Below are 23093 nucleotides of genomic sequence, written 5' to 3'. Positions count from 1 at the left end.
TCAGCAGCATGCGCGCGGATAAATGTTGGAACAGTTCTGCCCGTGATGTTCACGCGCCTACGGCGCAAAGGACGCTATGCTTGCAGAGCCTTCCGTTGACGAACGGTGCCACAGCACCCGCACACGGAACGGCCGACTCGAGTGGCAGGGAGGCCGTGATAAAGGAACCGCACATGGAAAAATACCGATTGGCCGCTGCGCAGCTCGACGAGAGCCTCAGCAGAATTCGCGAACAACGCGATCACCTCCTCGCCCTGGGGGAGGCGGAGCAAGCCGCTCCACTCACCAGAATCCTCAACATCGTTCGACTGGAGCTTGAGCTGTCACCGGTAGGTGGGCCCAAGGCGACCAGGCATTGACGCGAGGGCACTGAAACGCGAAAGCCACCTTGATAGGTGGCTTTTCTGTTCTATAGAGTGGCGCGTCGCTTGATAGCCCTACTCCCCTGGACCCTGCCCCATGACTGATCGCCAGATTATCGTCCCCGAAGAGATGAAATTGCTTTGCGAGCGTGCTGGTTATGCCCCCGCGGTAAAGGTGGGCAGCACCCTGTACTGCGCCGGGCAGGTGGGTCGAACGCCGGAGCTGGAGGTGATTGAAGACCCGGAGCAGCAGTTTCTGGCGGCCTGGGAAAACCTTCGCCTCGTGCTCGCGGCGGGCGGTTGCGGGTTTGACGACGTGGTCGAAATGACGACCTATCACATCGACATGCAACGCCATATGCCGCTGTTCAGGAGCGTGAAGGACAAGGTCTTTCCAAGGGGCACCTGTGCATGGACCTGCATAGGCGTCAGCGAACTCGCCCGACCAGGGTTGCTGGTGGAGATCAAGTGCATTGCGGTGCAGCGGTAGGTGCGGGTAAGGAGTAGAAGCCCAGAAACGAAAAAAGCCGCTCAAGGCGGCTTGTTCCGGGCTTCAACGCACTTCAGCGAAGGGCGGTGAAAGCATCTATGGTGCGGACGAAGAGACTCGAACTCTTACAGCTTGCGCCGCTGGAACCTAAATCCAGTGTGTCTACCAATTTCACCACGTCCGCGTGAAGCTTTTAAAGCAAAGGCGCCGGATTTTCATCGGGCGCCTTTTAGAATATGGGGTGGACGATGGGGATCGAACCCACGACAACAGGAGTCACAATCCTGTGCTCTACCAACTGAGCTACGCCCACCATATTGCTTTACTGCTTTTACTTGTGCCAGCTGCCTGTATTGGCGCACCCGGCAGGACTCGAACCTGCGACCATCCGCTTAGAAGGCGGATGCTCTATCCAGCTGAGCTACGGGCGCATATTTAATCTGCTTTCTGTTAGGATTACAAATTAACTTTTAGTCATACCGAACAAGCTATCAAAACCACTTATTCTGCCTGACCTTGCTAACCAGTGCTAGGCTCTGCCCGACAAGTGCGATGAATGTTATAGACGAGCGGCAAAGTCGTCAACACCTTTTTGAAAAAAATTCATTTTATTTAAGGGGTTAGGGGAATTGCCAGACCAAGCGCCTTTGCCCTGCGCCCCGGTCATGCGAGAATGCGCGCTCTTTTTATTCCCTCTCGATGGTTAATCACGCGTCATGACTGCACAACTTATCGACGGCAAGGCGATCGCCGCCAGCCTGCGCCAGCAGATCGCCCAACGTGTCGCGCAACGTCGCGAGCAAGGCCTGCGCACCCCCGGCCTGGCAGTGATCCTGGTAGGCAGCGACCCCGCCTCCCAAGTCTATGTTTCGCACAAGCGTAAAGACTGTGAAGAGGTCGGCTTCAACTCCCAGGCCTATGACCTGCCCAGCGACACCACCCAGCAGGCGCTGACCGACCTGATCGACCGCCTAAATGAAGACGCCGACATCGACGGCATCCTGCTGCAGCTGCCACTGCCGGCGCACCTGGATGCCTCGCTGCTGCTCGAGCGCATTCGCCCCGACAAGGACGTGGACGGTTTCCACCCTTATAACGTAGGCCGCCTGGCCCAGCGCATCCCGCTGCTGCGCCCGTGCACCCCCAAAGGCATCATGACCCTGCTGCACAGCACCGGTCAGGACCTGTACGGCATGAATGCGGTGGTAGTGGGCGCCTCGAACATCGTCGGCCGCCCCATGGCCATGGAGCTGCTGCTGGCCGGCTGCACCGTGACCGTGACCCACCGCTTCACCAAGGACCTGGCCGGCCACGTCGGTCGCGCCGACCTGGTGGTGGTGGCTGCCGGCAAGCCGGGGCTGGTCAAGGGTGAATGGATCAAGGAAGGCGCCATCGTCATCGACGTGGGCATCAACCGCCAGGAAGACGGCAAGCTGGTGGGCGACGTGGTCTACGAGACCGCCCTGCCCCGCGCCGGCTGGATCACTCCGGTGCCAGGCGGCGTCGGGCCGATGACCCGGGCGTGCCTGCTGGAGAACACCTTGTATGCGGCCGAAGAGCTGCACGGTTGACCCCGCTGGATTTAAGTTCCAGCGGCGCTAGCCACTAAAGGAACGGCACCTGAGAAGGTGCCGTTTTTTTTGGCCTGGAACAAACGCACGCTCGTCAGCAAAGGCCGTCAGGTTGACGAACGGTCATGACAATGGTCAGATGCGGCCCAGTTTCAGGTGCCTGCTGCCGCCGTGCAGCAGGTGAAACGGGAAGCCGGTGCGTCTTGCATGACTAGTCCGGCGCTGCCCCCGCAACGGTAAGCGAGTGAAGCATCCAACAGGCCACTGTGCGCAACGCATGGGAAGGCGGATGACTTCGAGCCTCGCAAGCCCGGAGACCGGCCTGCAAACCCACGACTGTTGAAAGGATGCGTTCAGTCATTTTGGCAAACCTGCGGTGGGCGGGCACGAGCCGGTATTCTGGCGCGCGTTCGCCGGAACCCTCCTGTGCGCTTCCCGAAAAATCCTTTTTCGAGAAGTAGATGAAGACACGTCGTTTTACCCTGATCGGTTGCCTGATCGGCAGCCCGGCCCTGGCGGCCAGCGAACCCCTGACCCTCGACCAGCAGATCGTCTCCGCACCCTCGGTGGAGTCCACCACGGTGGCCGAGATGGCGCGCTATGGCAGCAAGGTGGAGGTCGTGGACCGCGAGCAGATCGAGCGCGCCGGCCCCAGCGCGGACATCACCCGCGTGCTGCAGATGTTCGTGCCCGGCCTGTATGTGGCGCCCAAGCAGGGGCCGTTCGACTATGGCACCTATTCGCTGCTGGGCGGGCGCAACGACGACACGCTGATCATGCTCGACGGGGTGCGCCTGAACAACCGTCTCTACGGCGGCATCTATATAGACACCCTGCCCGCCGCCGCCATCGAGCGCATCGAGGTACTCAAGGGCGGCCAGAGCCTGCTGTTCGGCACCCAGGCCGTGGCCGGGGTCATCAACATCGTCACTCGTTCGGCCCATAGCCGCGACCCCTCGGGCCAGGTCAACCTGGGCGTCGACAGCTTCATGGGGCGCAACGGCGATGCCCGTATCGAGCGCATCTTCAGCAACGGCCTGGGCGACCTGGGGCTGCTGGCCTACGTCAGCCACAACGTGTCCGAGGGCTACCAGCCCTACCACAGCAGCCAGATCACCTCGACGGTCAGTGACAAGAAGCGCAGCTACGAGGTCAACACCTTCGGCGCCAAGGCCGCACAAAGCCTGGGCGATGACAGCCGCCTGGAGCTGTTCTACCAGTACAGCGCCGCCAACCTGGACTTCCTGCGCCCGGACGCCAACCGCCGTACCACCAACGACCGCGTGCAGCAGATCGCCACGGCCACCTTCGAGCAGCGCCTGAACCCCGACTTCAGCTACTTCGTCAAAGGCCACATGAACGATTGGGATACGCGCTACACCCGCATCTACAACAACACCGACGGCAGCACCCGCACCCTCAACCACGACGACTACTGGGGTTTCAGCGACTGGGGCATGCAGGCCGAAGGCAAGGCCGTGCTCCCCGGCGAGCACACCCTGGTGTTCGGTACCGACAACCAGTGGTTCAAGGGCAAGGACGACGTGCTCAAGATCGATAACAACCAGGCCGAGGCCCATGCGCTGTATGTGCAGCTGCGCCCTGTCATCGACGCCCTGCCTGACTGGCACCCCAGCATCGGCGTGCGCCGCGAGCACCTGAGCGGCGGTGACAGTGCCACGGTGGGCATGCTCACCTCGCTCTACGACCTGACCGACCAGCTCAAGCTGCGCGGCCAGTTCGGCACCGCCTACAAGCTGCCCAACGCCGAGCAACTGTACGTCAACGAACCGGGCGACGAGATGGGCAACCCCAACCTCAAGCCGGAGAAGAGCCGCAATGCCGAACTGGGCCTGGACTACACCGGCCTGATCCAGGGCCAGCCTTACAGCCTGAGCGGTACGCTGTTCACCCGGCGCATCGAGGACCTGATCACCATCGTGGATGCACAATGGGTCAACGGCGATGGCGAGATCCAGGTGCGCGGCGTCGAGGTCAACGGGCAGTTCCAGCTCAGTGACCGCTGGCAGCTGGCGGCAGACATGACGCGCAACCTGAGCGAGTCGCGCAACGGCGCCACCCTCAACAACATTCCCGGGTTCTTTGCACGCAGCCGGCTGGGGTACGAGTCGGGTGACCGAATGTGGGGCGCAGGCGCGGCGGTGCGCTACATCGGCACGGTGAAAAGCCCGCGTGATGTGGACTACGGGCATTACACCGTGGTGGACGCCGATGCCTACCGCTACCTGGACGGCGCCCGCCAGCATCGCCTGAGCCTGCTGCTGGAGAACCTGCTGGACCGCGACTACACCACCAGCATGGACAGCGGCGCACGCAAGGTGCAGAACCTGGGAAGGCCGTTCACCAGCGAAGTGCGTTACACCTACAGCTTCTAGAAGCAGCGCGGGTCAATCCCGCTCCCACAGGTGACAGATGAGCCTGTGGGAGCGGGCTTGACCCGCGAAAGCCGCACCACGGACTCAAGGACAAGCCCATGCCCATCCCCAGCAAACCCGAGTGGTCGCACATTCCCGCCCACGCCCGCCACGTGATGCTGTGCACCGGCCCGCGCTGCACCCAGCGCGGCGCGCAGCAGGTGTGGAAAGTGGTGCGCAACGAACTGCTCGCCGCCCAGCGCATGGAAACCGCCGACGGCGTGCTGCTGACCCGCACCCACTGCCAGTTCCCGTGCAACCTGGGCCCGGTCGCCACCGTCTATCCCGAGCGCTGCTGGTACCGCATCGCCAGCGCCGACGATGCCCGCCGCCTGGTGCGCGAGCACCTGGTCGCGGGCACCCCGGTCAGCGCACTGCTGCTCAATGGTGATACCCCATGACGCGCCTGCTCTGCCTGCTGTTGTGCCTGCTCGGCACCACGGCCCACGCCCAGACCTACCGCAACTGCGGCCAGGACTGGACCCTGCCACACGCCCCGCCGCAGCGCATCCTGGCGCTCAACCAGCATGCCGCCGACCTGCTGCTGGCCCTGCAGGTCGGCCCGTCGCTGGTTGCGGTGAGCTACATCGATGACGACCCCGAGGCGCTGGCCTCCCGGCGCTACCGCGGCGTGCCCCTGCTGTCGCGGCTGTATCCCTCGCCGGAGGTGTTCTATGCCCAGCGCTACGACCTGGTGGTCGGCGGTTTCGCCAGCGCCTTTCGCGATGGCGTGGGCGCCCGTACCCACCTGACCCGCAATGGCATCGGCAGCTACCTGCTGGAGAACGCCTGCGACCCGCGCCCGGCCTCCGGTTTCGCGGCCATCGAAGACGACCTGCGCAGCCTGGGCAAGCTGCTGCAGCGCGAACCCCAGGCCGCTCGGCTGATCGCGCAGCAACGAGCAGACCTGGACCGCGCCCGCCAGCTCGCCGCGCAGCATTCCCCGCTTTCGGTGTTCTACCTGGACAGCGAGCACCAGGGCCTCGACAGCGAGGGCAGCCGCGGCTTCATCACCCAACTGATCCAGGTTGCCGGTGGGCGCAACCTGTTCGCCGACGTCGACCTGCACCGCGTGACCGTCGACCCCGAAACCCTGCTGCAACGCGACCCGGACGTGATCATCCTGGCCGACGCCGTCTGGTCGCCGGCCCGGCGCAAGCGCGAGTACCTGCACAACCACCCGGCCCTCTCGAAGTTGCGTGCGGTGCGCGAGGGCCGGCTGATCGACCTGCCCTTCACGCACCTGGTGGCAGGCGAACACAGCGCCCGTGCTGCCGTCGCGCTGGCCAACCAGTTGCGTGACATGGCCGAGCACCTGCCCTGAACCGGCACAGCCGATTACGCTGCAATACCCCGCTTTTCAGCTTTCCCCGCTGAGCGCCCCGCGCGCTTCAGCCGGGATTGCAGCGCCACTGCATCGACAATAGACGCACTGCCAACCCCGGATGCGTGCCTCGATGCAAACCACCAATACAGTCTTGATGATCCGCCCCGCGCGGTTCGCCTTCAACCCGGACACCGCACTCAACAACCGCTTCCAGCAGCCTGCACTGGACCCCGACCAGGCACAGCATAAAGCGCTGGAAGAGTTCGACGGCTATGTGGACACCCTGCGCCAGCATGGCGTCGAGGTGCTGGTGGTGCAGGACACGCCGGCCCCGCACACGCCCGACTCGATCTTCCCCAACAACTGGTGGAGCAGCCATGCCGACGGCAGCCTGGTGCTCTACCCGATGGAGGGCCACAACCGCCGGCTGGAACGCGACAAGGGCGTGCTGCAGGTGCTCGCCGACCGTTTCAGCATTCACAACACCATCGACCTGAGCCCGCTGGAGCAACAGAGCATGTTCCTGGAAGGCACCGGCAGCATGGTGCTCGACCGCGAACACCGCATCAGCTACGCCTGCCACTCCGGACGCACCCACACCGAAGCACTGCGCCAGTTCGCCGACAGGCTCGACTACCGCCTGTGCCTGTTTCACGCCGTCGACCGGCACCGGGCGCCCATCTACCACTGCAACGTGATGATGAGCGTGGGCCGCGGGCTGTCGGTGGTGTGCCTCAAGGCACTGCCCGATGCCGACGAGCGCCGTACCCTGGAACACAGCCTGCGCGCCACCGGCAAGGACATCCTGGCCCTGGACTTCGACCAGCTCGAAGGCTTCGCCGGCAACATGCTCGAAGTGCACGACAAGCAAGGCCAGCCGCTGCTGGTGATGTCGCGCAGTGCCTGGCGCTCGCTGCACCCCCAGCAGCGCCGCCAGGTCGAGCGGCACACCCACCCGGTGGTGGTGAACATCGACAACATCGAACGCATCGGCGGCGGCAGCGCGCGCTGCATGCTCGCCGAAGTGCACCTGCCGGTGCGCAATTGACCGACCACAAGAAGGAGCTCCCCATGACCCGTTACATCGACGTCAACGACCTCAGCCAACTGGTCGCCCGCAAGGGCCTCACCACCTGCCTGGAAGAAATGGCCGAGTACATCCGCCAGGACTACCTGCGCTGGCACGACTTCGAAAAGTGCGCGCGCCTGGCCAACCACTCGCCAGACGGGGTGATCGAGCTGATGCCGGCCTCCGACGCCAACCTCTACGCCTTCAAGTACGTCAACGGCCACCCGAAGAACACCCAGCGCGGCATGCTCACCGTGATGGCGTTCGGTGCGCTGGGCGATGTCGACACCGGCGCGCCATTGCTGCTCAGCGAAATGACCCTGACCACCGCGATCCGCACCGCCGCCACCTCGGCCCTGGCCGCACGCTACCTGGCGCGTCCCGACAGCCGCAGCATGGCGCTGATCGGCAACGGCTCGCAGAGCGAATTCCAGGCCATCGCCTTCCACGCGCTGGTGGGCATCGAGGAAATCCGCCTGTACGACCTGGACCCACAAGCCACGGCCAAACTGGCCGCGAACCTTCGCGCCTTCCCGGCGATCAAGGTGGTACTGGCCAGCTCCGTGGCCGACGCGGTACGCGGCGCCGACATCGTCACCACGGTCACCGCCGACAAAGCCTACGCCACCATCCTGACCGCCGACATGATCGAGCCGGGCATGCACCTGAACGCGGTGGGTGGCGACTGCCCGGGCAAGACCGAGCTGCACCGCGACATCGTCGACGCCGCACGGGTGATCGTCGAGTACGAACCGCAGAGCCGCATCGAGGGCGAGATCCAGCAGATGCCAGCCGACTCGCCGATCACCGAGTTCTGGCAAGTGGTCAACGGCCAGGTGCTCGGCCGCGAGAACGACACCCAGGTCACCCTGTTCGACTCGGTGGGCTTTGCCATCGAAGACTACTCGGCCCTGCGCTATGTGCTGGATGTGGCCAAGGCCCTGGATATCGGCCATGAAATCGACCTGGTGCCGGCCCTGGAAAACCCCAAGGACCTGTTTGCACGGCTGCTGCCCAAGGTTCAGGCGGTGCACAAGAAACGCGCCTAGACCGGGCCTGCACTTCAATCCAGGCGGCCGTGCACCTTGCACGGCCGTACACAGCAAGCTGCCCCGAAGCCAAAACAGGAGGTCATGCAGCCGATTCGGCTGACACCGAATCGCCAACAGCAGAATCCGGCAGCCAGCGCCGGCCCAAACGACACAAAAAAAATGCTGCCTTCACGCATTCTGACGCCCAGACCGAAGAGTCACACACAGACCAAGGCTCAGGCCAACGAAGCGTTCACTGCCCTACATCAACTACAAGACACAGGGATACCTTTATGACCTCGCTGCGAAAGCTGCTCAGCGTGCTGCTCCTGCCCATGTGCGCGAGCACAGTCCAGGCACAGGAATGGAAAGAAATCCGTTTCGGCGTGTTCCCCGAATACCCGCCCTTCGAATCCGTCGCCGCCGATGGCAGCCTGCAAGGTCTCGACATCGAGCTGGGCAATGCCATCTGTGAAAAGCTGCAGGTCAAGTGCACCTGGGTGCACAACGAATTCGACGGCATGATCCCGGCCCTGCGTGCACGCAAGTTCGACGCAATCATGTCGTCCATGGCGGTGACGCCGGCCCGTCAGAAGCAGATCGAGTTTTCCGATCGCCTGTTCCTCAGCCCCACCTCGGTGATCGTGCGCAAGGGCGCCGACTTCGGCGACACCCCCGAATCGCTCGAGGGCAAGACCGTTGGCGTGTTGCAAGGCTCGCTGCAAGAGGCCTACGCCCGCGCCAAGCTGGCGCCTCTGGGCGCCCGGGTCAAAGCCTACCAGGCCCAGAACCAGAACTATGCCGACCTCATGAACGGGCGCCTGGACGCCACCCTCACCGACAAGCTCGAAGCACAGCTGAACTTCCTCAACACCCCCGAAGGCGCGAACTTCAAGAGCGGCCCGGCAATCAAGGACCCCACCCTGCCCCTGGACATCGCCATGGGCCTGCGCAAGAACGACGCCGAGCTCAAGGCGCTGATCGACAAGGGCATCGCCGCGGTGCTGGCCGATGGCACCTTCGCCAGGATCCAGCAGAAGTACGTCGGCGACCTCGATATCTACAACGAGTAATCGCCTGCAGAGCCCGGGCCTGCACGGCCCGGTGCGCTGTCGCACCCGCCTTTGGTCCTACCGAGAGTTTTCCCGTGAACGACTTCCTCACCTCCACCGGCTTGCAGGCCCTGAGCCTGCAGGGCTTCGGCCCGCTGTTGCTGCAAGGAACCTGGATGACCCTGCAACTGGCCTTTCTGTCACTGGGCCTGAGCCTGCTGCTGGGCCTGATCGGCGCCAGCGCCAAGCTGTCCTCGCTGCGCCTGCTGCGCATTCCCGCCACCCTCTACACCACGCTGATTCGCAGCGTGCCCGACCTGGTGCTGATCCTGCTGATCTTCTACACCCTGCAGCTGTGGCTCAACGACCTGACCGAGCTGCTTGGCTGGGATTACGTCGAGATCAACCCGTTCATGGCCGGCGTGATCACCCTGGGCTTCATCTATGGCGCCTACTTCACCGAGAACTTTCGCGCAGCGATCCTCAGCGTGCCCCATGGCCAGCTGGAAGCGGCTACCGCCTACGGGCTGAGCCGCGTGCAGCGCTTCCAGCTGGTGCTGTTCCCGCAACTGATGCGCTTCGCCCTGCCGGGGCTGGGCAACAACTGGCTGGTGCTGCTCAAGTCCACCGCGCTGGTGTCGATCATCGGCCTCTCCGACCTGGTAAAGGCTGCGCAGAACGCCGGCAAGACCACCAATGAGCCGTTGTACTTTCTGCTGTTCGCGGGGCTGGTCTACCTGCTTATCACCACCCTTTCCAATCGCCTGTTCAAGGTGCTGGAACGGCGCTACAACACCGGCATCAAGGGGTTGGCATCATGATCGAACTGCTTCAGGAATACGGCCGGGCCTACCTGTACAGCGATGGCGCGGGCATGTCGGGGCTGGCCATGACGCTGTGGCTGTTCATCGTGACCATGGTGCTGGGTTTGGTGCTGTCGTTGCCACTGGCGCTGGCGCGGGTGTCGCGCAAGCGCTGGCTGCGCTGGCCTGTAGAGCTGTACACCTTCGTGTTTCGCGGCACCCCGCTGTATATCCAGTTGTTGATCTGCTACACCGGGCTGTACGGGCTGGAGGTGGTGCGTGACAACGCGCTGCTCGACCAGTTCTTGCGCAATGCGCTCAACTGCACGCTGCTGGCCTTTGTGCTCAACACCTGCGCCTACACCGTGGAGATCTTCGCCGGGGCCATTCGCAACATTCCCCATGGCGAGATCGAGGCCGCCCAGGCCTACGGCCTGCATGGCTGGCGCCTGAACCTGTTCGTGGTGCTGCCGGCAGCCCTGCGCCGTGCGCTGCCGGTGTACAGCAACGAGCTGATCCTGATGCTGCATGCCACCTCGCTGGCGTTCACCGCCACCGTCGCCGACGTCCTCAAAGTGGCCCGCGACGCCAACGCCGCGACCTTTCTGACGTTCCAGGCCTTCGGCATCGCGGCCATTCTGTACATGTTGCTGTCCTTCGCGTTGGTCGGGCTGTTTCGCCTGGCCGAACGCCGCTGGATGCGTTTCCTTGTTCCTGCCCGAGGCTGACCCATGACCCTTTGCGCACACCCCCTGCCGGCCCATGGCCAGGCCCTGTACGAAACCCCCACCGCCCCGCGCGTCAGCAGCGCCGCCATCAAACTGAGCGTGGATGCCCTGCACAAGAGCTATGGCGATCACCAGGTACTCAAGGGCGTCTCGCTGCAGGCGCGCAAGGGCGACGTGATCAGCCTGATCGGTGCCAGCGGCTCGGGCAAGAGCACCATGCTGCGGTGCATCAACTTTCTCGAACAGCCGGACTCGGGCGTGATCACCCTCGACGACCAGAGCATCGAGATGCATCAGGGCCGCGCCGGCACCCGCGCGCCGAACCCGGCCCAGCTGCAGAACCTGCGCACGCGCCTGGCCATGGTGTTCCAGCACTTCAACCTGTGGAGCCACATGACCGTGCTGGAGAACATCTGCCTGGCGCCGCGCCGCGTGCTTGGGGTGAGCCCGCGCGAGGCCGAGGCCCGCGCCCGCGCCTACCTGGACAAGGTCGGCTTGCCAGGGCGCGCGGCCGATCAGTACCCGGCATTCCTGTCTGGCGGGCAACAGCAGCGCGTGGCCATTGCGCGGGCGCTGGCGATGGAACCGGAGATAATCCTGTTCGACGAACCGACCTCGGCACTGGACCCGGAACTGGTTGGCGAAGTGCTCAAGGTGATACAGACGCTGGCCGAGGAAGGCCGTACCATGCTGATGGTCACCCACGAGATGGGCTTTGCCCGCCAGGTGTCGAGCCAGGTACTGTTCCTGCACCAGGGCCGGGTCGAGGAACAGGGCGGCCCGCAGATGCTCGACCAGCCGCAGAGCGAACGCCTGCAGCAATTTCTTTCCAACCGTTTGAAGTGAACCGACGCCACCATGGACACCAAGGCCAACCGCTTGCATGACACGCCGCCTCTGGATCGGATCGACGAGGCGATCATCGACGTACTGCGCCACAACGGGCGCATCACCTACGAAAAGCTGTCTTCGCTGGTGCACCTGACGCCCAGGCCTTGCCTGGAGCGGGTGCGCAAGCTGGAGCGACGCGGGGTGATACGTGGTTATGGCGCGATCATCGATGTGCAGCGGGTGTCGCCAGGGTTGTCGCTGCTGGTGCTGGTGGCGTTGTCCAACCAGAGCGGGCGCTCGGCCCAGCGGGCCTTCGAGGCCTGCATGAAGGCCTGCCCGCAGGTATTCGAGTGCCAGCTCATCAGCGGGCATTTCGACTACAGCCTGCGCATGCGCTGCCGGGACATGGAGCATTACCGGGTGCTGAGCGAAACCTGGATGAACAACGACGAGCTGCACATCGACAAGCTGGTGGCGCACCCGGAACTGGCGGTGGTGAAGAACACGGCGCCGCAGTTGTAGCGCCGGCCCTGCAGCAGCCGGCCTTGCCGGCCAAGGGCCCGATGCGGCATTACGCCTGGCGCAACACCACCCACTCATGCGGCTGCACATACTCGCGCACCCATCCCACCACCTCCGCCGCCGGCATCGGCCGGGCGATGCCGTAGCCCTGCGCCACATCGCAGCCAAGCCCCATCAGCACCTCGCCATGCTCCACCGTCTCTACCCCCTCGGCGATCACCTGGCGCCCGAAGGCCCGTGCCAGGCCGATCACCGCGCGGGTCAGGGCCAGGTCATCCTGGTCATGCAGGATGTCGCGCACGAACGACTTGTCGATCTTGATCGCCTGGGTGGGCAGGCGCTTGAGATAGCTCAGCGACGAATAGCCGGTGCCAAAGTCATCCAGTGAAAACTGCACCCCCAACTGCTGACACGCCTCCAGGCATTCGCTGACCCGCTTGATGTTCTCGATTGCCACCGACTCGACGATCTCAAGGTCGAGCATGCGCGGCGCAACCCCGTCATGACGCGCAAGCAACAGGCGCAGGCGCTCGACGAAGTCAGACCGTTGAAAGTGGCGCGCCGCGATGTTCACGCTCACCGACCAGCGATACCCGGCGTCCTGCCAATGCTGCATCTGCGCCATCGCGCGGTCGATCACCCACTCGCCGATGTCCACGATCAGGTCGGTCTGCTCGATCAACGGCAGGAACTCCGCAGGCGGCACCAGCCCCTTGACCGGGTGCTGCCAGCGCAGCAAGGCCTCGAAGCCCAGCACCTCGCCACTGCGCATGTTCACCTTGGGCTGGTAGAACAGGCGCAGCTCGCCATTCTTCATGGCGCGGCGGACCCGCTCAACCGTCTGGTGCGTGGCCTTCACTTCCTGGTCCAGCGATACGTCGAACAGGTGGAAGCGGTTGCGTCCGCTCTGCTTGGCCACGTACATCGCCTGGTCGGCATGGCGCAGCAGGGTGTCGGCATCATCGTTGTCGGCCGGGTACAGGGTCACGCCGATACTGGCACTGACACTGATCTGCTGGCCACGAATCGAATACGGCGCCGCCACCGCCGACAGCACCCGCCCCAGCACCGTGCGCAACTGCGCCTGGCCCTCGACATGGCGCAGAATCAGCACGAACTCGTCACCAGACAACCGCGCAACCGCATCGCCGCCACGCAGTATGCCCTTGAGCCGCGCCGCCACCTCGACCAGCAGCAGGTCGCCGCAGGCATGCCCATAGCCGTCGTTGACCGCCTTGAAGCCGTCCAGATCGAGCATGCACACCGCCAGCGGGAACTGCTCGGTGCGCGAGAATTCCAGGGCCTGGTTCAGCAGGTCCGAAAGGAATGCGCGGTTGGGCAGCCCGGTGAGCACGTCATGCCCCACGCGCCATTGCAGGGTGTGCACCAGCTGGCGTTTCTCGCTGACGTCGAAGCGGATCGACACATACTTGCGGACCTTGCCGGTGGCCGGGTCCAGCAGTGGCACCATGGTGCTGTCGACCCAGTACAACGAGCCGTTCTTGGCGCGGTTGCAGATCTCGCCCTTCCAGACCTTGCCGGCTACCAGCGATGCCCACATGCTCTCGAAGAAGTCACTGCCGTGCAGGCCGGAATTGAGGATGCGGTGGTTGGCCCCCAGCAGCTCTTCACGGCTGTAGCCGGAGATGCTGCAGAACTGCTGGTTGACGTAGGTGATGCGTCCGGCGAGGTCGGTTTCGGAAAAGATCGCGGCCGCGTCGACGGCCGCGCGGTAGTTGTCATCCATGCTCGTTCACTCGCCTGGCGGCTATCGGTTGAAGCGTTCAACCAAGGCACGCAGGCCGCTGGAAATATGCTCAAGCTCGCCACCACGGGTGGCGGCGGCATTGGCGTTGTCGGCAGTCTTCTGCACCGTGCCGGCTACCCGATTGATCTGCTGCGACACGTCCTCCGCCACGTAGGACTGCTCCTGCGAGGCGGCCGCCATCTGCTGGGTCATATCGGTGATGCGTGCCACCGCCTCGCGAATGCCTTGCAGTGCGCGCTGCGCCTCGACCACCTGCGCCACGCCCTGCTCGGCCTCCTGGATGCCCAGGTTGGCGATGCTCACCGCGTCATCGGCGCCGCTGCGCAGGGTCTCGATGATGCCCTGGATCTGCTGGGTCGACTGGCGGGTCTTGCCTGCCAGGGCGCGCACCTCATCGGCCACCACGGCAAAGCCGCGGCCCTGCTCGCCGGCCCGCGCCGCCTCGATGGCAGCGTTGAGCGCCAGCAGGTTGGTCTGGTCGGCAATCGCCTGGATCACGCTGGCAGCCAGCATGATGTCCTGGGTCTGCCCGGCCAGGTGGCCGACCGCCTGGTTGATCTGGGTGACGGTGCTGGCCAGCAGCTGGATCGCCTCGCGCGAGGTACCGGCCACCTGGCTGCCCTGTTCGGCCAGCTGGTTAGCGGTGCCGGCCTCGCTGGCGGTCTGCTGTACATGCACCGCCACTTCGGCGATGGATGCCGCCATCTCGGTCATCGCCGCCGCGGTCATGTCGGTTTCGGCGCGCTGGTCGAGCAGCGCCAGCTCGGTGGCATTGGACAGCCGGCTGGAATCGCTGGCGGCCACGGCCATCTGGTTGGCCAGGTCGCTCAGGCGCGTCAGCGCGGTTTTCAGGCGCGCCTCTTCACTGATCAACACCATCTGCAGTTGCGCGGTCGGCCCCAGCGCTTCGCTGTAGGCCAGCGCACTGATCGGGTCGGAGAACGTGTTGGGGGTGCTGCGCACGATCTGGCGCACTTCATGGCGCAGGCGATTGTGCCCCCACAGGCCCACCGCCACGAACAGCGCCAGCGTGATGCCCTGCCCGCCCCAGCCCGGCAACAGCCGGTTGGCGCCCATGGCCAAAGCGGCTGCCAGCAACGGCAGCGCAAGCACGCGGCCCTGCAGGGCCAGGCGACGCCCGAAGGGCACGGGGGGCTTGCCTTCACGCAGACGGGCATACAGCGCTTCGGCGCGCTGCACCTGATCGCGAGTGGGCTTGACCCGTACCGATTCGTAGCCGACCAGGCGGCCGTCCTCGAGCACCGGTGTGACGTAGGCGCTGACCCAGTAGAAGTTACCGTTCTTGCAGCGGTTCTTGACGATGCCCATCCAGCTCTGGCCGGCCTTGAGGTACTGCCACATCAGGGCAAATACGGCAGGCGGCATGTCCGGGTGGCGCACCAGGTTGTGCGTGCTGCCGATCAGTTCCGCCTGGCTGAAGCCACTCATGGCGGCGAATTCGGCATTGCAATAGGTGATGTTACTGTCGGTATCGGTGGCGGAAATCAGCCGCTGATGGTCCGGAAAGGTCTGTTCGACAGCCGTGACCGGCAGATTGAGACGCACGTTAAAACTCCCTGAAGCGCACGCTAAAGCCTTGTCCAGCGGCCCTGAAACCTGCAGCGTAAATGTCGGTCCAAGTGAACGATTCTACGAAATACATCACATTTTGCAAGGAAAGGTGATGAAACGTGGCGTTGTGCAATGCCAATATTTATCGTTAAGTTCTTGATTCTAAATGGGAATCGAGCGATGGAATTATCTAGTTTGGGTCCAGCCATCAGACGCTATCGCAAGGTAGCCGGGCTTACTCAGGCTGAACTTGGCGAAAAAACCGGTTTTGACCCCAAAACCATAAGCCGCTTTGAAACCGGCACCTACACCCCCAGTGTCGAAGCGCTGTTCACCTTTGCCGACGTGCTGGGCGTCAAGCTCAATGCCTTTTTCGCCGACCTGGAAGATGCGGACGAGCAACGTGCCTACTTGTTCGGTGTTATTCACAAAGCTCCACCCAAGGACCTGGGAAAGCTGATTGCAGCGGTAGACCTGGCCCTTTCCAAGCCTTGATCACTGCCCTCGCAAAAGCGTGACAGGCGCCTGCCACTGTTGCTTGAAGCGCTTTTGTCGTCGATAAGTACTGTAACTGGTCAGACCGGTAAAACCGATCTGATGCCCTGGATTCGCGAAATACTTGCAAACCCGCGAAAACCCCGCCTACACTGCGCCTGCACTGGACATACCGGTAAGACCACAATAATTAAGTCTGTCGCTCGGCGCTTGTTGCCAGAAGCACGGACACCGACCAGAGATCCCTCCCCATGCTCAAATGGTGCTCGCGTTCGATCTTCCTCCAAGTGGTGCTCGGCCTGATGCTCGGCATCGCCTGCGGCCTGAGCTTTCCTGAAGTTTCCCTGCAACTCAAACCCCTCGGTGACGGCTTCATCAAGCTGATCAAGATGCTCATCGGGCTGATTGTGTTCTGCGTGGTGGTCAGCGGCATTTCCGGTGCCGGCGACCTCAAGAAGGTTGGCCGCATCGGCCTCAAGTCGGTGATCTACTTCGAAGTGCTGACCACCATTGCGCTGGTGCTGGGGCTGGTACTGGCATTCACCTCAGGCATCGGTACCGGTGCCAACATCCACCTCGACCAGTTGTCGACCGCCGATGCCGGTGCGCTGGCCGAGCGTGGCCAGCATATCCAGGGCACGGCAGCGTTCCTCATGGGCCTGATACCCAATTCGGTGCTCGGCGCCTTCGCCGACAACAACATCCTCCAGGTGCTGCTGTTCTCGGTGCTGTTCGGCAGCGCCCTCAACCTGGTGGGCGAGGCCGCGTCGGGCATCACCCGGCTGATAAACGAACTGAGCCATGTGATCTTTCGCATCATGGGCATGATCGTGCGCCTGGCGCCGATCGGCGTGTTCGGCGCCATCGCCTTCACCACCAGCCAGTACGGCCTGGACTCGCTGCAACACCTGGGCGGCCTGGTGGCGCTGTTCTACGTGACCTGTGCAGGCTTCGTGCTGGTGATCCTGGGGACAGTGATGCGCGTCTCGGGCCTGAAGCTGTTCCCGTTCCTCAAGTACATGCGCGAAGAACTGGGCATCGTGCTGGGTACTGCGTCGTCCGATGCGGTCCTGCCGCAGATCATGCGCAAGCTCGAACACCTGGGCATCGGCAGCTCCACCGTCGGCCTGGTGATCCCCACGGGCTACTCCTTCAACCTGGACGGTTTCTCCATCTACCTCACCCTGGCCATCGTGTTCATCGCCAACGCCACCGGCACACCGCTGGCCATGACCGACCTGCTGACCATCCTGCTGGTGTCGCTGATCACCTCCAAGGGCGCCCACGGCATTCCGGGGTCGGCGCTGGTGATTCTGGCCGCCACCCTCACGGCAGTACCGGCCATCCCGGTAGTGGGCCTGGTGCTGGTGCTGGCGGTGGACTGGTTCATGGGCATCGGCCGCGCGCTGACCAACCTGATCGGCAACTGCGTGGCCACCGTGGCCATCGCCCGCTGGGAAAAGGACATTGATCTGGAACGCGCCAACAACGTACTCAACGGCAAGCAGGGCTTCAGCTTCCAGACGCGCAAGCTGCCGACCCCTGCCCATCAACAGGAATTCTAGGCAACGACGTATGCATGTGTTTTCAGGGAGCAAACAGTGATTACCTCATCGACGGTAGTGAATGCGGTAGTGGAGAAACTGCGCCAGGCACTGGCCCGTGGCCAGTGGCGCTCGGGCGAGATGCTCCCGGGTCAGCGAGAACTGGCCGAGCAACTGGGCATCAGCCGGCCAAGCCTGCGCGAAGCGGTCACGGTGCTGGAGACCCTCGGCCTGGTGCGTTCCATGCCAGGCAAGGGAGTGCTGGTGCTCGACCCCGGCACCCAGGAGCTGGTACAGGCCCCCGCGGCCGTGGCCGGAGCCAGCCTGGAGGACGTGCTGCAGCTGCGTTACACGCTGGAGCCGTTCATTGTCGGGCTGGTGGCGCAGTCGGTCAGCAGCAAGGAAATCGGCCAGTTGCGCCTGACCCTGATGGACATGCGCGAGGCCCTGGAGGCCAGCGACAGCGAAGCCGGGGTGCGCGCCTACCTGGCATTTCACGAAGAGCTGTTCGCACTGACCGCCAACCCGATTTTCCAAAGTGTGGTGCAGCAGACCAGCAATGCCCTCAAGCAGAGCGCCCAGGTGCTGCACAACTCGCCCGAGCACCTGGCCGCGCGTCTGGAAGAGAACGAGGCGGTGGTGCGCGCCATCCGCAACAAGGACAGCGCCCAGGCCAGTGCGCAGATGCGCCGGCACATTCTGCAGGAAGGCCTGCGCATGGGCATCGAATTGACCATTCCGGATGAACACCCGGGCAACTGACCAGGAGAGCGACCATGAACGCCTGCCCTGCTACCCCGTCCGCGATCGCCCTGCCCGCGCTGCTGGCGGCCGGCGAGCAGCGCCTGAGCGCTGACGAGATCTACCCGCGCCTGTTCGATGCGATCCTCGAACAGCGCCTGGCGCCAGGTACCGCGCTGACCGAGCAGGCGCTGGGCCAGGCCTTCGGCGTGAGCCGCACGGTGATCCGCCGCGTGCTGGGGCGCCTGTCCGACCAGCAGGTGGTGGTGCAACGCCCGGCGCACACCGCCCGGCTGGCCGCACCCGACCCGCAGCAGGCGCGCCAGGTGCTCAGTGCCCGGCGCCTGGCTGAAACCACGCTGATCGGGCTGGCGGCGCGGCGCACCAGTGCCCCACGCATCCGCCAGTTGCGCGAGCTGATTGCCCGCGAGCGCAAGCACCACGAGCAGGGCCATCGGTGCACGGCGATTCGTCTGGGGGGCGAGTTTCACCTGAAGCTGGCGGAGATGGCCGACAATGCCCCGTTGACGCGGTTTCTCAACGGGCTGGTGCCCATGACGTCGCTGATCATTGCCCAGTACGAGACCCAGCCTTGCGAACACTGCGCCTGGCAGGAACATGCAGCCCTGGTGGACGCACTGGAGGACGGCGACAGCGAGGCGGCGCTGCAGTTGATGCACCAGCACCTGGACCGCATCGAGGCCAAGCTGAGCCTGGATTGAGAATGGCGGTGCGCCTTTCGCCGGCAAGGCCGGCTCCTGCAGGAGGTGTTGTGCAGGAGCCGACCTTGCCGGCGAAGGGTCTTGCTGCGCTTGACCTGCCAACGACAAACCGCGCAGCATCGGGCATCCCCACAAGAGCCCGCCCCGTGACCCCAGAACAACGCCACAACGTCCGCGCCCTGCTCTCCGAGTCGTTCGTCGACAGCTGGGTGGACTACGCCTGGATCGCCCGCGAACTCGAACCCTTCGACCTGGCCGAGCTCAAGCGCATCTTCTACGAGGAAGTCGCGCCGGTCTGCTACTACAACATCGTGGCGCCGGTACCACCGGTATGGACCGGTTTCGAGCCGGTATCGCTCAACGAAGAAATCGAAGAGCTGCTGGAGGCGCGCCGACGCAACCCGTTGCGCCGGCATTGGGACCGCCTGTGGGCCGCCACCTGGATCCGCCTGTGGAGCCAGGAATGCTGGGACGCGATCCACCAGGCCTGCCTCGCCCAACGGCAGGCCTGATACCTCGGCACGCTGGCCTCAGAAGTCCCAGCGAGTGGTCACCATCACGTTGCGCGGGTCGCCATAAGAGGCCGAGTTGTAGAAGCCGATATTGGTGAAGTAGGCCTTGTCGAACACGTTGTTGACGTTCAGCGTGGCCGACAGCTGCTCGCTGATCTGGTAACGCGCCATCAGGTCCACCAGCCAGTAAGGGTCCTGGGCAAACTCTTCGTCGCGCTTCTTGACGTTGTTCGACAACACCTGCCAGCCCTTGCCCTGCCAACGCGCACCGCCACCGATGGTCAAGCGGTCGAGCGCCCCCTTGAGCTTGTAGCTGGTGTAGAAACTGACCTGGTCCTCGGGCTCCCAGGTCGACACCTTCTTGCCCTGGTCATCGCGGATCACCTTGTGGGTGTAACCCCCCTGCAGTTGCCAGCCCTCGGCCAGTTCGCCGGAGATCTCTGCCTCATAACCCTTGGTCTTGGCCTTGATGCCTTCGTAGGCATACTCGACCGCCGGGTTGGTCGGGTTGCCGTTGTAGGCCCGGTCCTCTTCGCCCCGGCTGCTCTGGTGAATCTCGAAGTACGCCAGGCTCGCATTCAGGCGCCCGTCCAGGAACTCACCCTTCAGGCCCACCTCGTAGTTCTGCCCTTCATCCGGGTCGAGCAGGCGGTTGTTGCGGTCGCGGTACCAGGCATCCTGCGGCATGAAGATATCGGTGTAGCTGGCATACAGCGACAGGTAGTCATTGAGGTCGTACACCGCCCCCAGGTAGGGCAGCAGGCGATCGTCCTCGCGGCCGTTGGCGGTCACGCCGTTGATGCGGTAGTTGGCCAGGCGTGCACCGAGCAGCAGCGTCAGGTCGTCGGTGGGGTGCAGACGGGTGGTCACGTAGGTGCCGGTCTGGCGCACGCGGTCATCCACGGTCTGGGTCTGCTCCCCCCAGTCCGGTTCGGGGGTGTTGCCGTTCCAGCTGCCGTAGTCGACGGAGTTGCCATTGGGGTATCTGGCGCTCCACCAGCCCTTGCCTTCCCAGTGAGACTGGGCAAACGAGGTACCGATCACCAGTTCGTGCTCACGCCCCAGCAGCTCGAACGGCCCGCTGGCGTAGAGGTCGGCCGAGTTGCTCACCGTCTCGCCCGTGTATTTGGCCGAATAGAGGCTGGCGGTGCCGTCGGCGCGCGGGTAGTAACCCTGGATCGAGCCCAGCGGCGCGTCATAGCCGTTGATCTTGTGGTCCAGCTGCGCCTTGGCAACCCAGCCGTTGGCCAGGTGATGCTCCAGGCTGGCAAACACGGTGCGGGTGTACTGGTTCCAGTGGCTCCACTTGGCGCCGTTGTTGAAGTGGCGTGGCAGGTCGTTGCGGTTGCCCTGGGCATCGAACAGCGGAATGCTGCCCGACCAGCTCGAGCCTTCCGGCTTGTTGTCCTGGTAGTCACCGCCCACGGTGAGCAGGGTGTCCGGGCTCAGGTCGAATTCGAGGATGCCGTAGTAGACGTTGGTCTTGCGCTGGTGGTGGTCCATGAACGAGTGCTTGTCCTGGTAGGCCGCCACCGCACGGCCGCGCACGTTGCCGCTGTCGGTCAGCGGGCCGCCCACGTCGAGTTCGCTGCGGTAGTTGTCCCAGCTGCCGGCGCCCAGGGTGAAATGCCCCTTGAAATCGGCAGTCGGCTTCTTGCGCACCAGGTTGATCGTGGCCCCCAGCGACCCCGCGCCGGTGAGCAGGCCGGTAGCGCCCTTGAGCACTTCCACGCGGTCATAGATGGCCATGTCGCTCAAGGTGTTGCCGGCCGAATAGCCGACGTTGCGCGCCGTCGAGGGGATGCCGTCGTACTGGAAGTTGTTGATCGAGAAGCCGCGGGCATAGTAGCTGGTGCGGTCGCTGTCGAAGGCCGACACGGTGATGCCCGGGGTATGGCGCATCACATCGTCGATGTTGTTGAGCCCGAAATCGTCCATGTGCTGACGGGTGACCACGGTGATGGTCTGGGGCGTTTCGCGCGGTGTCAGCACCAGCCGTGTGGCGGTGGCGATGGTGCCTGGCGTGTACGAGCCGCTGTCTTCGGTGATGGTACCCAACTGGTTGCTGGTGACTTCGGTCACGCCCAGGTTCAGCGCCCCGGCAGTTTGCGGCAGCGGGGCCAGGCTGTAGCGCCCGTCGTCTTCACGCACGGCCATCAGGCCATTGCCCTCGAGCAACGCCTGCAGGCCCTGCTCGACACTGTAACGCCCGTGCAGGCCGGCGCTGGCCTTGCCCGCGGTCAGGCTCGGTGCGAACGACAGCACCACGCCGGCCTGGGCGGCGAAGCGGTTCAGAACCTGACCCAGGTCGCCCTGGTCGAGGTTGTATTCGGTCGGTGTGGTGCTGTCGGCGTGCGCCATGCCCGGCATCGCCAGCGGCCACAGCAGGGTGGAGCACAACAGCGTGGTACGCAGCCTTGCCGCGACCGGTGATCGGGTATTCATCGGTTCTTTTCTCTTCTGGTTGGCAGTCAGGCCATCACGCCTGCATGCCTAGAAGTCGAACGAAGGAGCGAATACCTATCATTTACGAAAAATATTTTTCAGGTGGTGAGGGGTTCGATGCTTACCCAGTATTTTGTGCGCCGCTTGACCCGCACCGGCAGGGTCTTGCCGATGGCGCGCAGAATCTGCTCGGTGTCGTCGAGCTTGAAGGTACCGCTGATACGCAGGCTGGAAACCTCGTTGGCACATTTGAGCCAACCGGGGCGATAACGCCGCAGCTCGGCGATGAATACCCCAAGCATCTGGTCGTTGGCAATCAGCAGCCCCCTGCGCCAGGCATCGCGGTCGGGCTCCAGCGGCGAGCCAAGCACGAACTTGGGGTGTGAAAACCGCACCTGATCCCCGGCATCGACCACGGCCCCCCCCATGCCATCGCGCGGCATCACGCCCACCTGGCCCTGGTACACCGCCAGTTGCGTGCTGCTGGCGTCGCTGTCGCGGCGCACCAGAAAGCGCGTGCCCAGCGCCTCGACGGTGCCGTTGACGGTCTGCACCCGCAACGGGCGCCCGGCCTTGTCGGCGGCGCTGGTGATCATCACCTCGCCCTGGCGCAGTACCAGCAGGCGCTGCTGGTTGTCGTAGCGCACATCCAGGGCAGTGTCGGTGTTGAGTTCGAGCCGGGTGCCATCGGCCAGGGTCAATGCCTGACGCTTGCCGACGCGGGTATGGTAGTCCGCCGTCCACGGTCCGCTGCTCAGCTCTCGGTAGCCGGCCCAGCCCAGGCCGCTGGTGCCGGCCAGCACCAGTATGCCCTTGAGCACGCCGCGCCGCGGGATCGCGGCAGGCTGCCCGGCGATGTCCAGGGTACGTCCGGCCAGCCCGCCAGATAGCTGGCCAAGCCGCTGCTGAACCTGGACGACCTGTTGCCAGGCCCAGCGATGCTGGTCGTGGGCGTCCAGCCAGGTCTGCCACGCTTGCCGGTCGGTATCATCCACGGCATCAGCATTGAGGCGGGCGCGCCAAAGCGCAGCCTGTTCCAGCGCGGCGCGCTGGAGAGGGTCGAGAGTAGCCAT

22 protein-coding genes, 3 tRNA genes and 1 riboswitch are annotated in these 23093 nt (G+C 64.2%); of the genes, 18 read left to right on the top strand and 7 right to left on the bottom strand.

Annotated features, from left to right (window positions below):
- The first annotated feature begins 173 nt into the window (after window positions 1–173).
- Both DN387_RS13560 and DN387_RS13555 read left to right on the top strand, forming a co-directional pair.
- The gene (locus DN387_RS13560; protein WP_054915290.1) at window positions 174–359 is read left to right on the top strand and encodes a hypothetical protein; all 186 of its coding nucleotides are present in this window, start codon (window positions 174–176) and stop codon (window positions 357–359) included.
- A gap of 100 nt (window positions 360–459) precedes the next feature.
- On the top strand, window positions 460–852 hold the full coding sequence (locus DN387_RS13555; RefSeq protein ID WP_054915291.1) for a RidA family protein: 393 nt from the start codon (window positions 460–462) through the stop codon (window positions 850–852).
- Between the two features lie 99 nt (window positions 853–951).
- Here DN387_RS13555 and DN387_RS13550 read toward each other — a convergent pair.
- The 3 genes from DN387_RS13550 to DN387_RS13540 form a co-directional block, all read right to left on the bottom strand.
- Window positions 952–1036: transfer RNA gene (locus DN387_RS13550), tRNA-Leu, on the bottom strand.
- Window positions 1037–1089: 53 nt separating this feature from the next.
- Window positions 1090–1165: transfer RNA gene (locus DN387_RS13545), tRNA-His, on the bottom strand.
- Window positions 1166–1206: 41 nt separating this feature from the next.
- A tRNA-Arg gene (locus tag DN387_RS13540) sits at window positions 1207–1283 on the bottom strand.
- Window positions 1284–1568: 285 nt separating this feature from the next.
- Between DN387_RS13540 and folD the strand changes: the two genes are divergently transcribed.
- The 11 genes from folD to DN387_RS13485 all read left to right on the top strand — a co-directional run bounded on the left by folD (window position 1569) and on the right by DN387_RS13485 (window position 12221).
- Window positions 1569–2423 carry a bifunctional methylenetetrahydrofolate dehydrogenase/methenyltetrahydrofolate cyclohydrolase FolD gene (gene folD, locus DN387_RS13535; RefSeq protein ID WP_054915292.1) on the top strand — a complete coding sequence of 285 codons (855 nt, stop codon included), beginning with the start codon at window positions 1569–1571 and terminating at the stop codon, window positions 2421–2423.
- Between the two features lie 137 nt (window positions 2424–2560).
- Window positions 2561–2764, top strand: a riboswitch (cobalamin riboswitch).
- A gap of 120 nt (window positions 2765–2884) precedes the next feature.
- On the top strand, window positions 2885–4819 hold the full coding sequence (locus DN387_RS13530) for a TonB-dependent siderophore receptor (RefSeq protein ID WP_054915293.1): 1935 nt from the start codon (window positions 2885–2887) through the stop codon (window positions 4817–4819).
- 98 nt (window positions 4820–4917) lie between these two features.
- Window positions 4918–5259 (top strand): ferredoxin, encoded by a 342-nt coding sequence (locus DN387_RS13525; RefSeq protein WP_043864507.1) that lies wholly within the window; start codon window positions 4918–4920, stop codon window positions 5257–5259.
- The gene (locus tag DN387_RS13520) at window positions 5256–6182 is read left to right on the top strand and encodes an ABC transporter substrate-binding protein (RefSeq protein WP_054915294.1); all 927 of its coding nucleotides are present in this window, start codon (window positions 5256–5258) and stop codon (window positions 6180–6182) included. The genes DN387_RS13525 and DN387_RS13520 overlap by 4 nt, the downstream gene beginning before the upstream one ends.
- 133 nt (window positions 6183–6315) lie before the next feature.
- Complete coding sequence (ctlX, locus tag DN387_RS13515; protein WP_054915323.1) at window positions 6316–7233, top strand: citrulline utilization hydrolase CtlX; 918 nt, start codon at window positions 6316–6318, stop codon at window positions 7231–7233.
- 23 nt (window positions 7234–7256) lie between these two features.
- The gene (locus DN387_RS13510; RefSeq protein ID WP_043864509.1) at window positions 7257–8303 is read left to right on the top strand and encodes an ornithine cyclodeaminase; all 1047 of its coding nucleotides are present in this window, start codon (window positions 7257–7259) and stop codon (window positions 8301–8303) included.
- 275 nt (window positions 8304–8578) lie between these two features.
- Window positions 8579–9358 carry an ABC transporter substrate-binding protein gene (locus DN387_RS13505; protein WP_054915295.1) on the top strand — a complete coding sequence of 260 codons (780 nt, stop codon included), beginning with the start codon at window positions 8579–8581 and terminating at the stop codon, window positions 9356–9358.
- A gap of 74 nt (window positions 9359–9432) precedes the next feature.
- Complete coding sequence (locus DN387_RS13500; protein WP_043864511.1) at window positions 9433–10158, top strand: ABC transporter permease; 726 nt, start codon at window positions 9433–9435, stop codon at window positions 10156–10158.
- Window positions 10155–10868, top strand: coding sequence for an ABC transporter permease (locus DN387_RS13495; RefSeq protein ID WP_043864512.1), 714 nt, complete (start codon window positions 10155–10157; stop codon window positions 10866–10868). Before DN387_RS13500 ends, DN387_RS13495 begins: the two co-directional genes overlap by 4 nt.
- Before the next feature lie 3 nt (window positions 10869–10871).
- On the top strand, window positions 10872–11714 hold the full coding sequence (locus DN387_RS13490) for an ABC transporter ATP-binding protein (protein WP_229589384.1): 843 nt from the start codon (window positions 10872–10874) through the stop codon (window positions 11712–11714).
- 12 nt (window positions 11715–11726) lie between these two features.
- Window positions 11727–12221, top strand: coding sequence for an Lrp/AsnC family transcriptional regulator (locus DN387_RS13485; RefSeq protein WP_043864513.1), 495 nt, complete (start codon window positions 11727–11729; stop codon window positions 12219–12221).
- Window positions 12222–12270: 49 nt separating this feature from the next.
- Here DN387_RS13485 and DN387_RS13480 read toward each other — a convergent pair whose 3' ends face one another.
- Together DN387_RS13480 and DN387_RS13475 are read right to left on the bottom strand one after the other, a co-directional pair.
- On the bottom strand, window positions 12271–13968 hold the full coding sequence (locus DN387_RS13480; RefSeq protein WP_043864514.1) for a bifunctional diguanylate cyclase/phosphodiesterase: 1698 nt from the start codon (window positions 13966–13968) through the stop codon (window positions 12271–12273).
- A gap of 21 nt (window positions 13969–13989) precedes the next feature.
- A complete protein-coding gene (locus DN387_RS13475) occupies window positions 13990–15555 on the bottom strand; it encodes a PAS domain-containing methyl-accepting chemotaxis protein (protein ID WP_043864515.1) in 1566 nt (521 codons plus the stop codon).
- Between the two features lie 186 nt (window positions 15556–15741).
- Here DN387_RS13475 and DN387_RS13470 point away from each other — a divergent pair, with 186 nt between their 5' ends.
- The 5 genes from DN387_RS13470 (at window position 15742) to DN387_RS13450 (ending at window position 19575) form a co-directional block, all read left to right on the top strand.
- On the top strand, window positions 15742–16056 hold the full coding sequence (locus tag DN387_RS13470; protein WP_043864657.1) for a helix-turn-helix domain-containing protein: 315 nt from the start codon (window positions 15742–15744) through the stop codon (window positions 16054–16056).
- Window positions 16057–16307: 251 nt separating this feature from the next.
- Complete coding sequence (locus DN387_RS13465) at window positions 16308–17621, top strand: C4-dicarboxylate transporter DctA (RefSeq protein ID WP_043864516.1); 1314 nt, start codon at window positions 16308–16310, stop codon at window positions 17619–17621.
- A 36-nt stretch (window positions 17622–17657) separates the two neighbouring features.
- Window positions 17658–18362: a FadR/GntR family transcriptional regulator gene (locus tag DN387_RS13460; protein WP_054915296.1), complete on the top strand. Its 705-nt coding sequence runs from the start codon at window positions 17658–17660 to the stop codon at window positions 18360–18362.
- Between the two features lie 14 nt (window positions 18363–18376).
- Window positions 18377–19063, top strand: a complete 687-nt coding sequence (locus tag DN387_RS13455) for a GntR family transcriptional regulator (protein WP_043864518.1) — start codon at window positions 18377–18379, stop codon at window positions 19061–19063.
- 146 nt (window positions 19064–19209) lie between these two features.
- The gene (locus DN387_RS13450) at window positions 19210–19575 is read left to right on the top strand and encodes a hypothetical protein (protein WP_063612014.1); all 366 of its coding nucleotides are present in this window, start codon (window positions 19210–19212) and stop codon (window positions 19573–19575) included.
- A gap of 18 nt (window positions 19576–19593) precedes the next feature.
- Here DN387_RS13450 and DN387_RS13445 read toward each other — a convergent pair whose 3' ends face one another.
- A complete protein-coding gene (locus DN387_RS13445; protein ID WP_236171607.1) occupies window positions 19594–21945 on the bottom strand; it encodes a TonB-dependent siderophore receptor in 2352 nt (783 codons plus the stop codon).
- A 173-nt stretch (window positions 21946–22118) separates the two neighbouring features.
- On the bottom strand, window positions 22119–23093 hold the full coding sequence (locus DN387_RS13440; protein WP_082405734.1) for a FecR domain-containing protein: 975 nt from the start codon (window positions 23091–23093) through the stop codon (window positions 22119–22121).

This window comes from Pseudomonas sp. FBF18, from assembly GCF_024261405.1.
GTDB lineage: Bacteria > Pseudomonadota > Gammaproteobacteria > Pseudomonadales > Pseudomonadaceae > Aquipseudomonas > Aquipseudomonas palmensis.
Note: the sequence above shows the minus strand (reverse complement) of the source record. Positions and strands in the feature narration are given on the sequence as shown.

Bases quoted from the DNA above. Each gene is read 5' to 3' on its own strand.
- DN387_RS13530 (WP_054915293.1), top strand. From the start codon at position 2,885: ATGAAGACACGTCGTTTTACCCTGATCGGTTGCCTGATCGGCAGCCCG.
- DN387_RS13470 (WP_043864657.1), top strand. From the start codon at position 15,742: ATGGAATTATCTAGTTTGGGTCCAGCCATCAGACGCTATCGCAAGGTA.
- DN387_RS13440 (WP_082405734.1), bottom strand. From the start codon at position 23,093: ATGGCTACTCTCGACCCTCTCCAGCGCGCCGCGCTGGAACAGGCTGCG.
- DN387_RS13520 (WP_054915294.1), top strand. From the start codon at position 5,256: ATGACGCGCCTGCTCTGCCTGCTGTTGTGCCTGCTCGGCACCACGGCC.
- DN387_RS13480 (WP_043864514.1), bottom strand. From the start codon at position 13,968: ATGGATGACAACTACCGCGCGGCCGTCGACGCGGCCGCGATCTTTTCC.
- DN387_RS13495 (WP_043864512.1), top strand. From the start codon at position 10,155: ATGATCGAACTGCTTCAGGAATACGGCCGGGCCTACCTGTACAGCGAT.
- DN387_RS13525 (WP_043864507.1), top strand. From the start codon at position 4,918: ATGCCCATCCCCAGCAAACCCGAGTGGTCGCACATTCCCGCCCACGCC.
- DN387_RS13455 (WP_043864518.1), top strand. From the start codon at position 18,377: ATGAACGCCTGCCCTGCTACCCCGTCCGCGATCGCCCTGCCCGCGCTG.
- DN387_RS13510 (WP_043864509.1), top strand. From the start codon at position 7,257: ATGACCCGTTACATCGACGTCAACGACCTCAGCCAACTGGTCGCCCGC.
- ctlX (WP_054915323.1), top strand. From the start codon at position 6,316: ATGCAAACCACCAATACAGTCTTGATGATCCGCCCCGCGCGGTTCGCC.
- DN387_RS13485 (WP_043864513.1), top strand. From the start codon at position 11,727: ATGGACACCAAGGCCAACCGCTTGCATGACACGCCGCCTCTGGATCGG.
- DN387_RS13445 (WP_236171607.1), bottom strand. From the start codon at position 21,945: ATGCCGGGCATGGCGCACGCCGACAGCACCACACCGACCGAATACAAC.
- DN387_RS13560 (WP_054915290.1), top strand. From the start codon at position 174: ATGGAAAAATACCGATTGGCCGCTGCGCAGCTCGACGAGAGCCTCAGC.
- DN387_RS13555 (WP_054915291.1), top strand. From the start codon at position 460: ATGACTGATCGCCAGATTATCGTCCCCGAAGAGATGAAATTGCTTTGC.
- folD (WP_054915292.1), top strand. From the start codon at position 1,569: ATGACTGCACAACTTATCGACGGCAAGGCGATCGCCGCCAGCCTGCGC.
- DN387_RS13465 (WP_043864516.1), top strand. From the start codon at position 16,308: ATGCTCAAATGGTGCTCGCGTTCGATCTTCCTCCAAGTGGTGCTCGGC.
- DN387_RS13490 (WP_229589384.1), top strand. From the start codon at position 10,872: ATGACCCTTTGCGCACACCCCCTGCCGGCCCATGGCCAGGCCCTGTAC.
- DN387_RS13505 (WP_054915295.1), top strand. From the start codon at position 8,579: ATGACCTCGCTGCGAAAGCTGCTCAGCGTGCTGCTCCTGCCCATGTGC.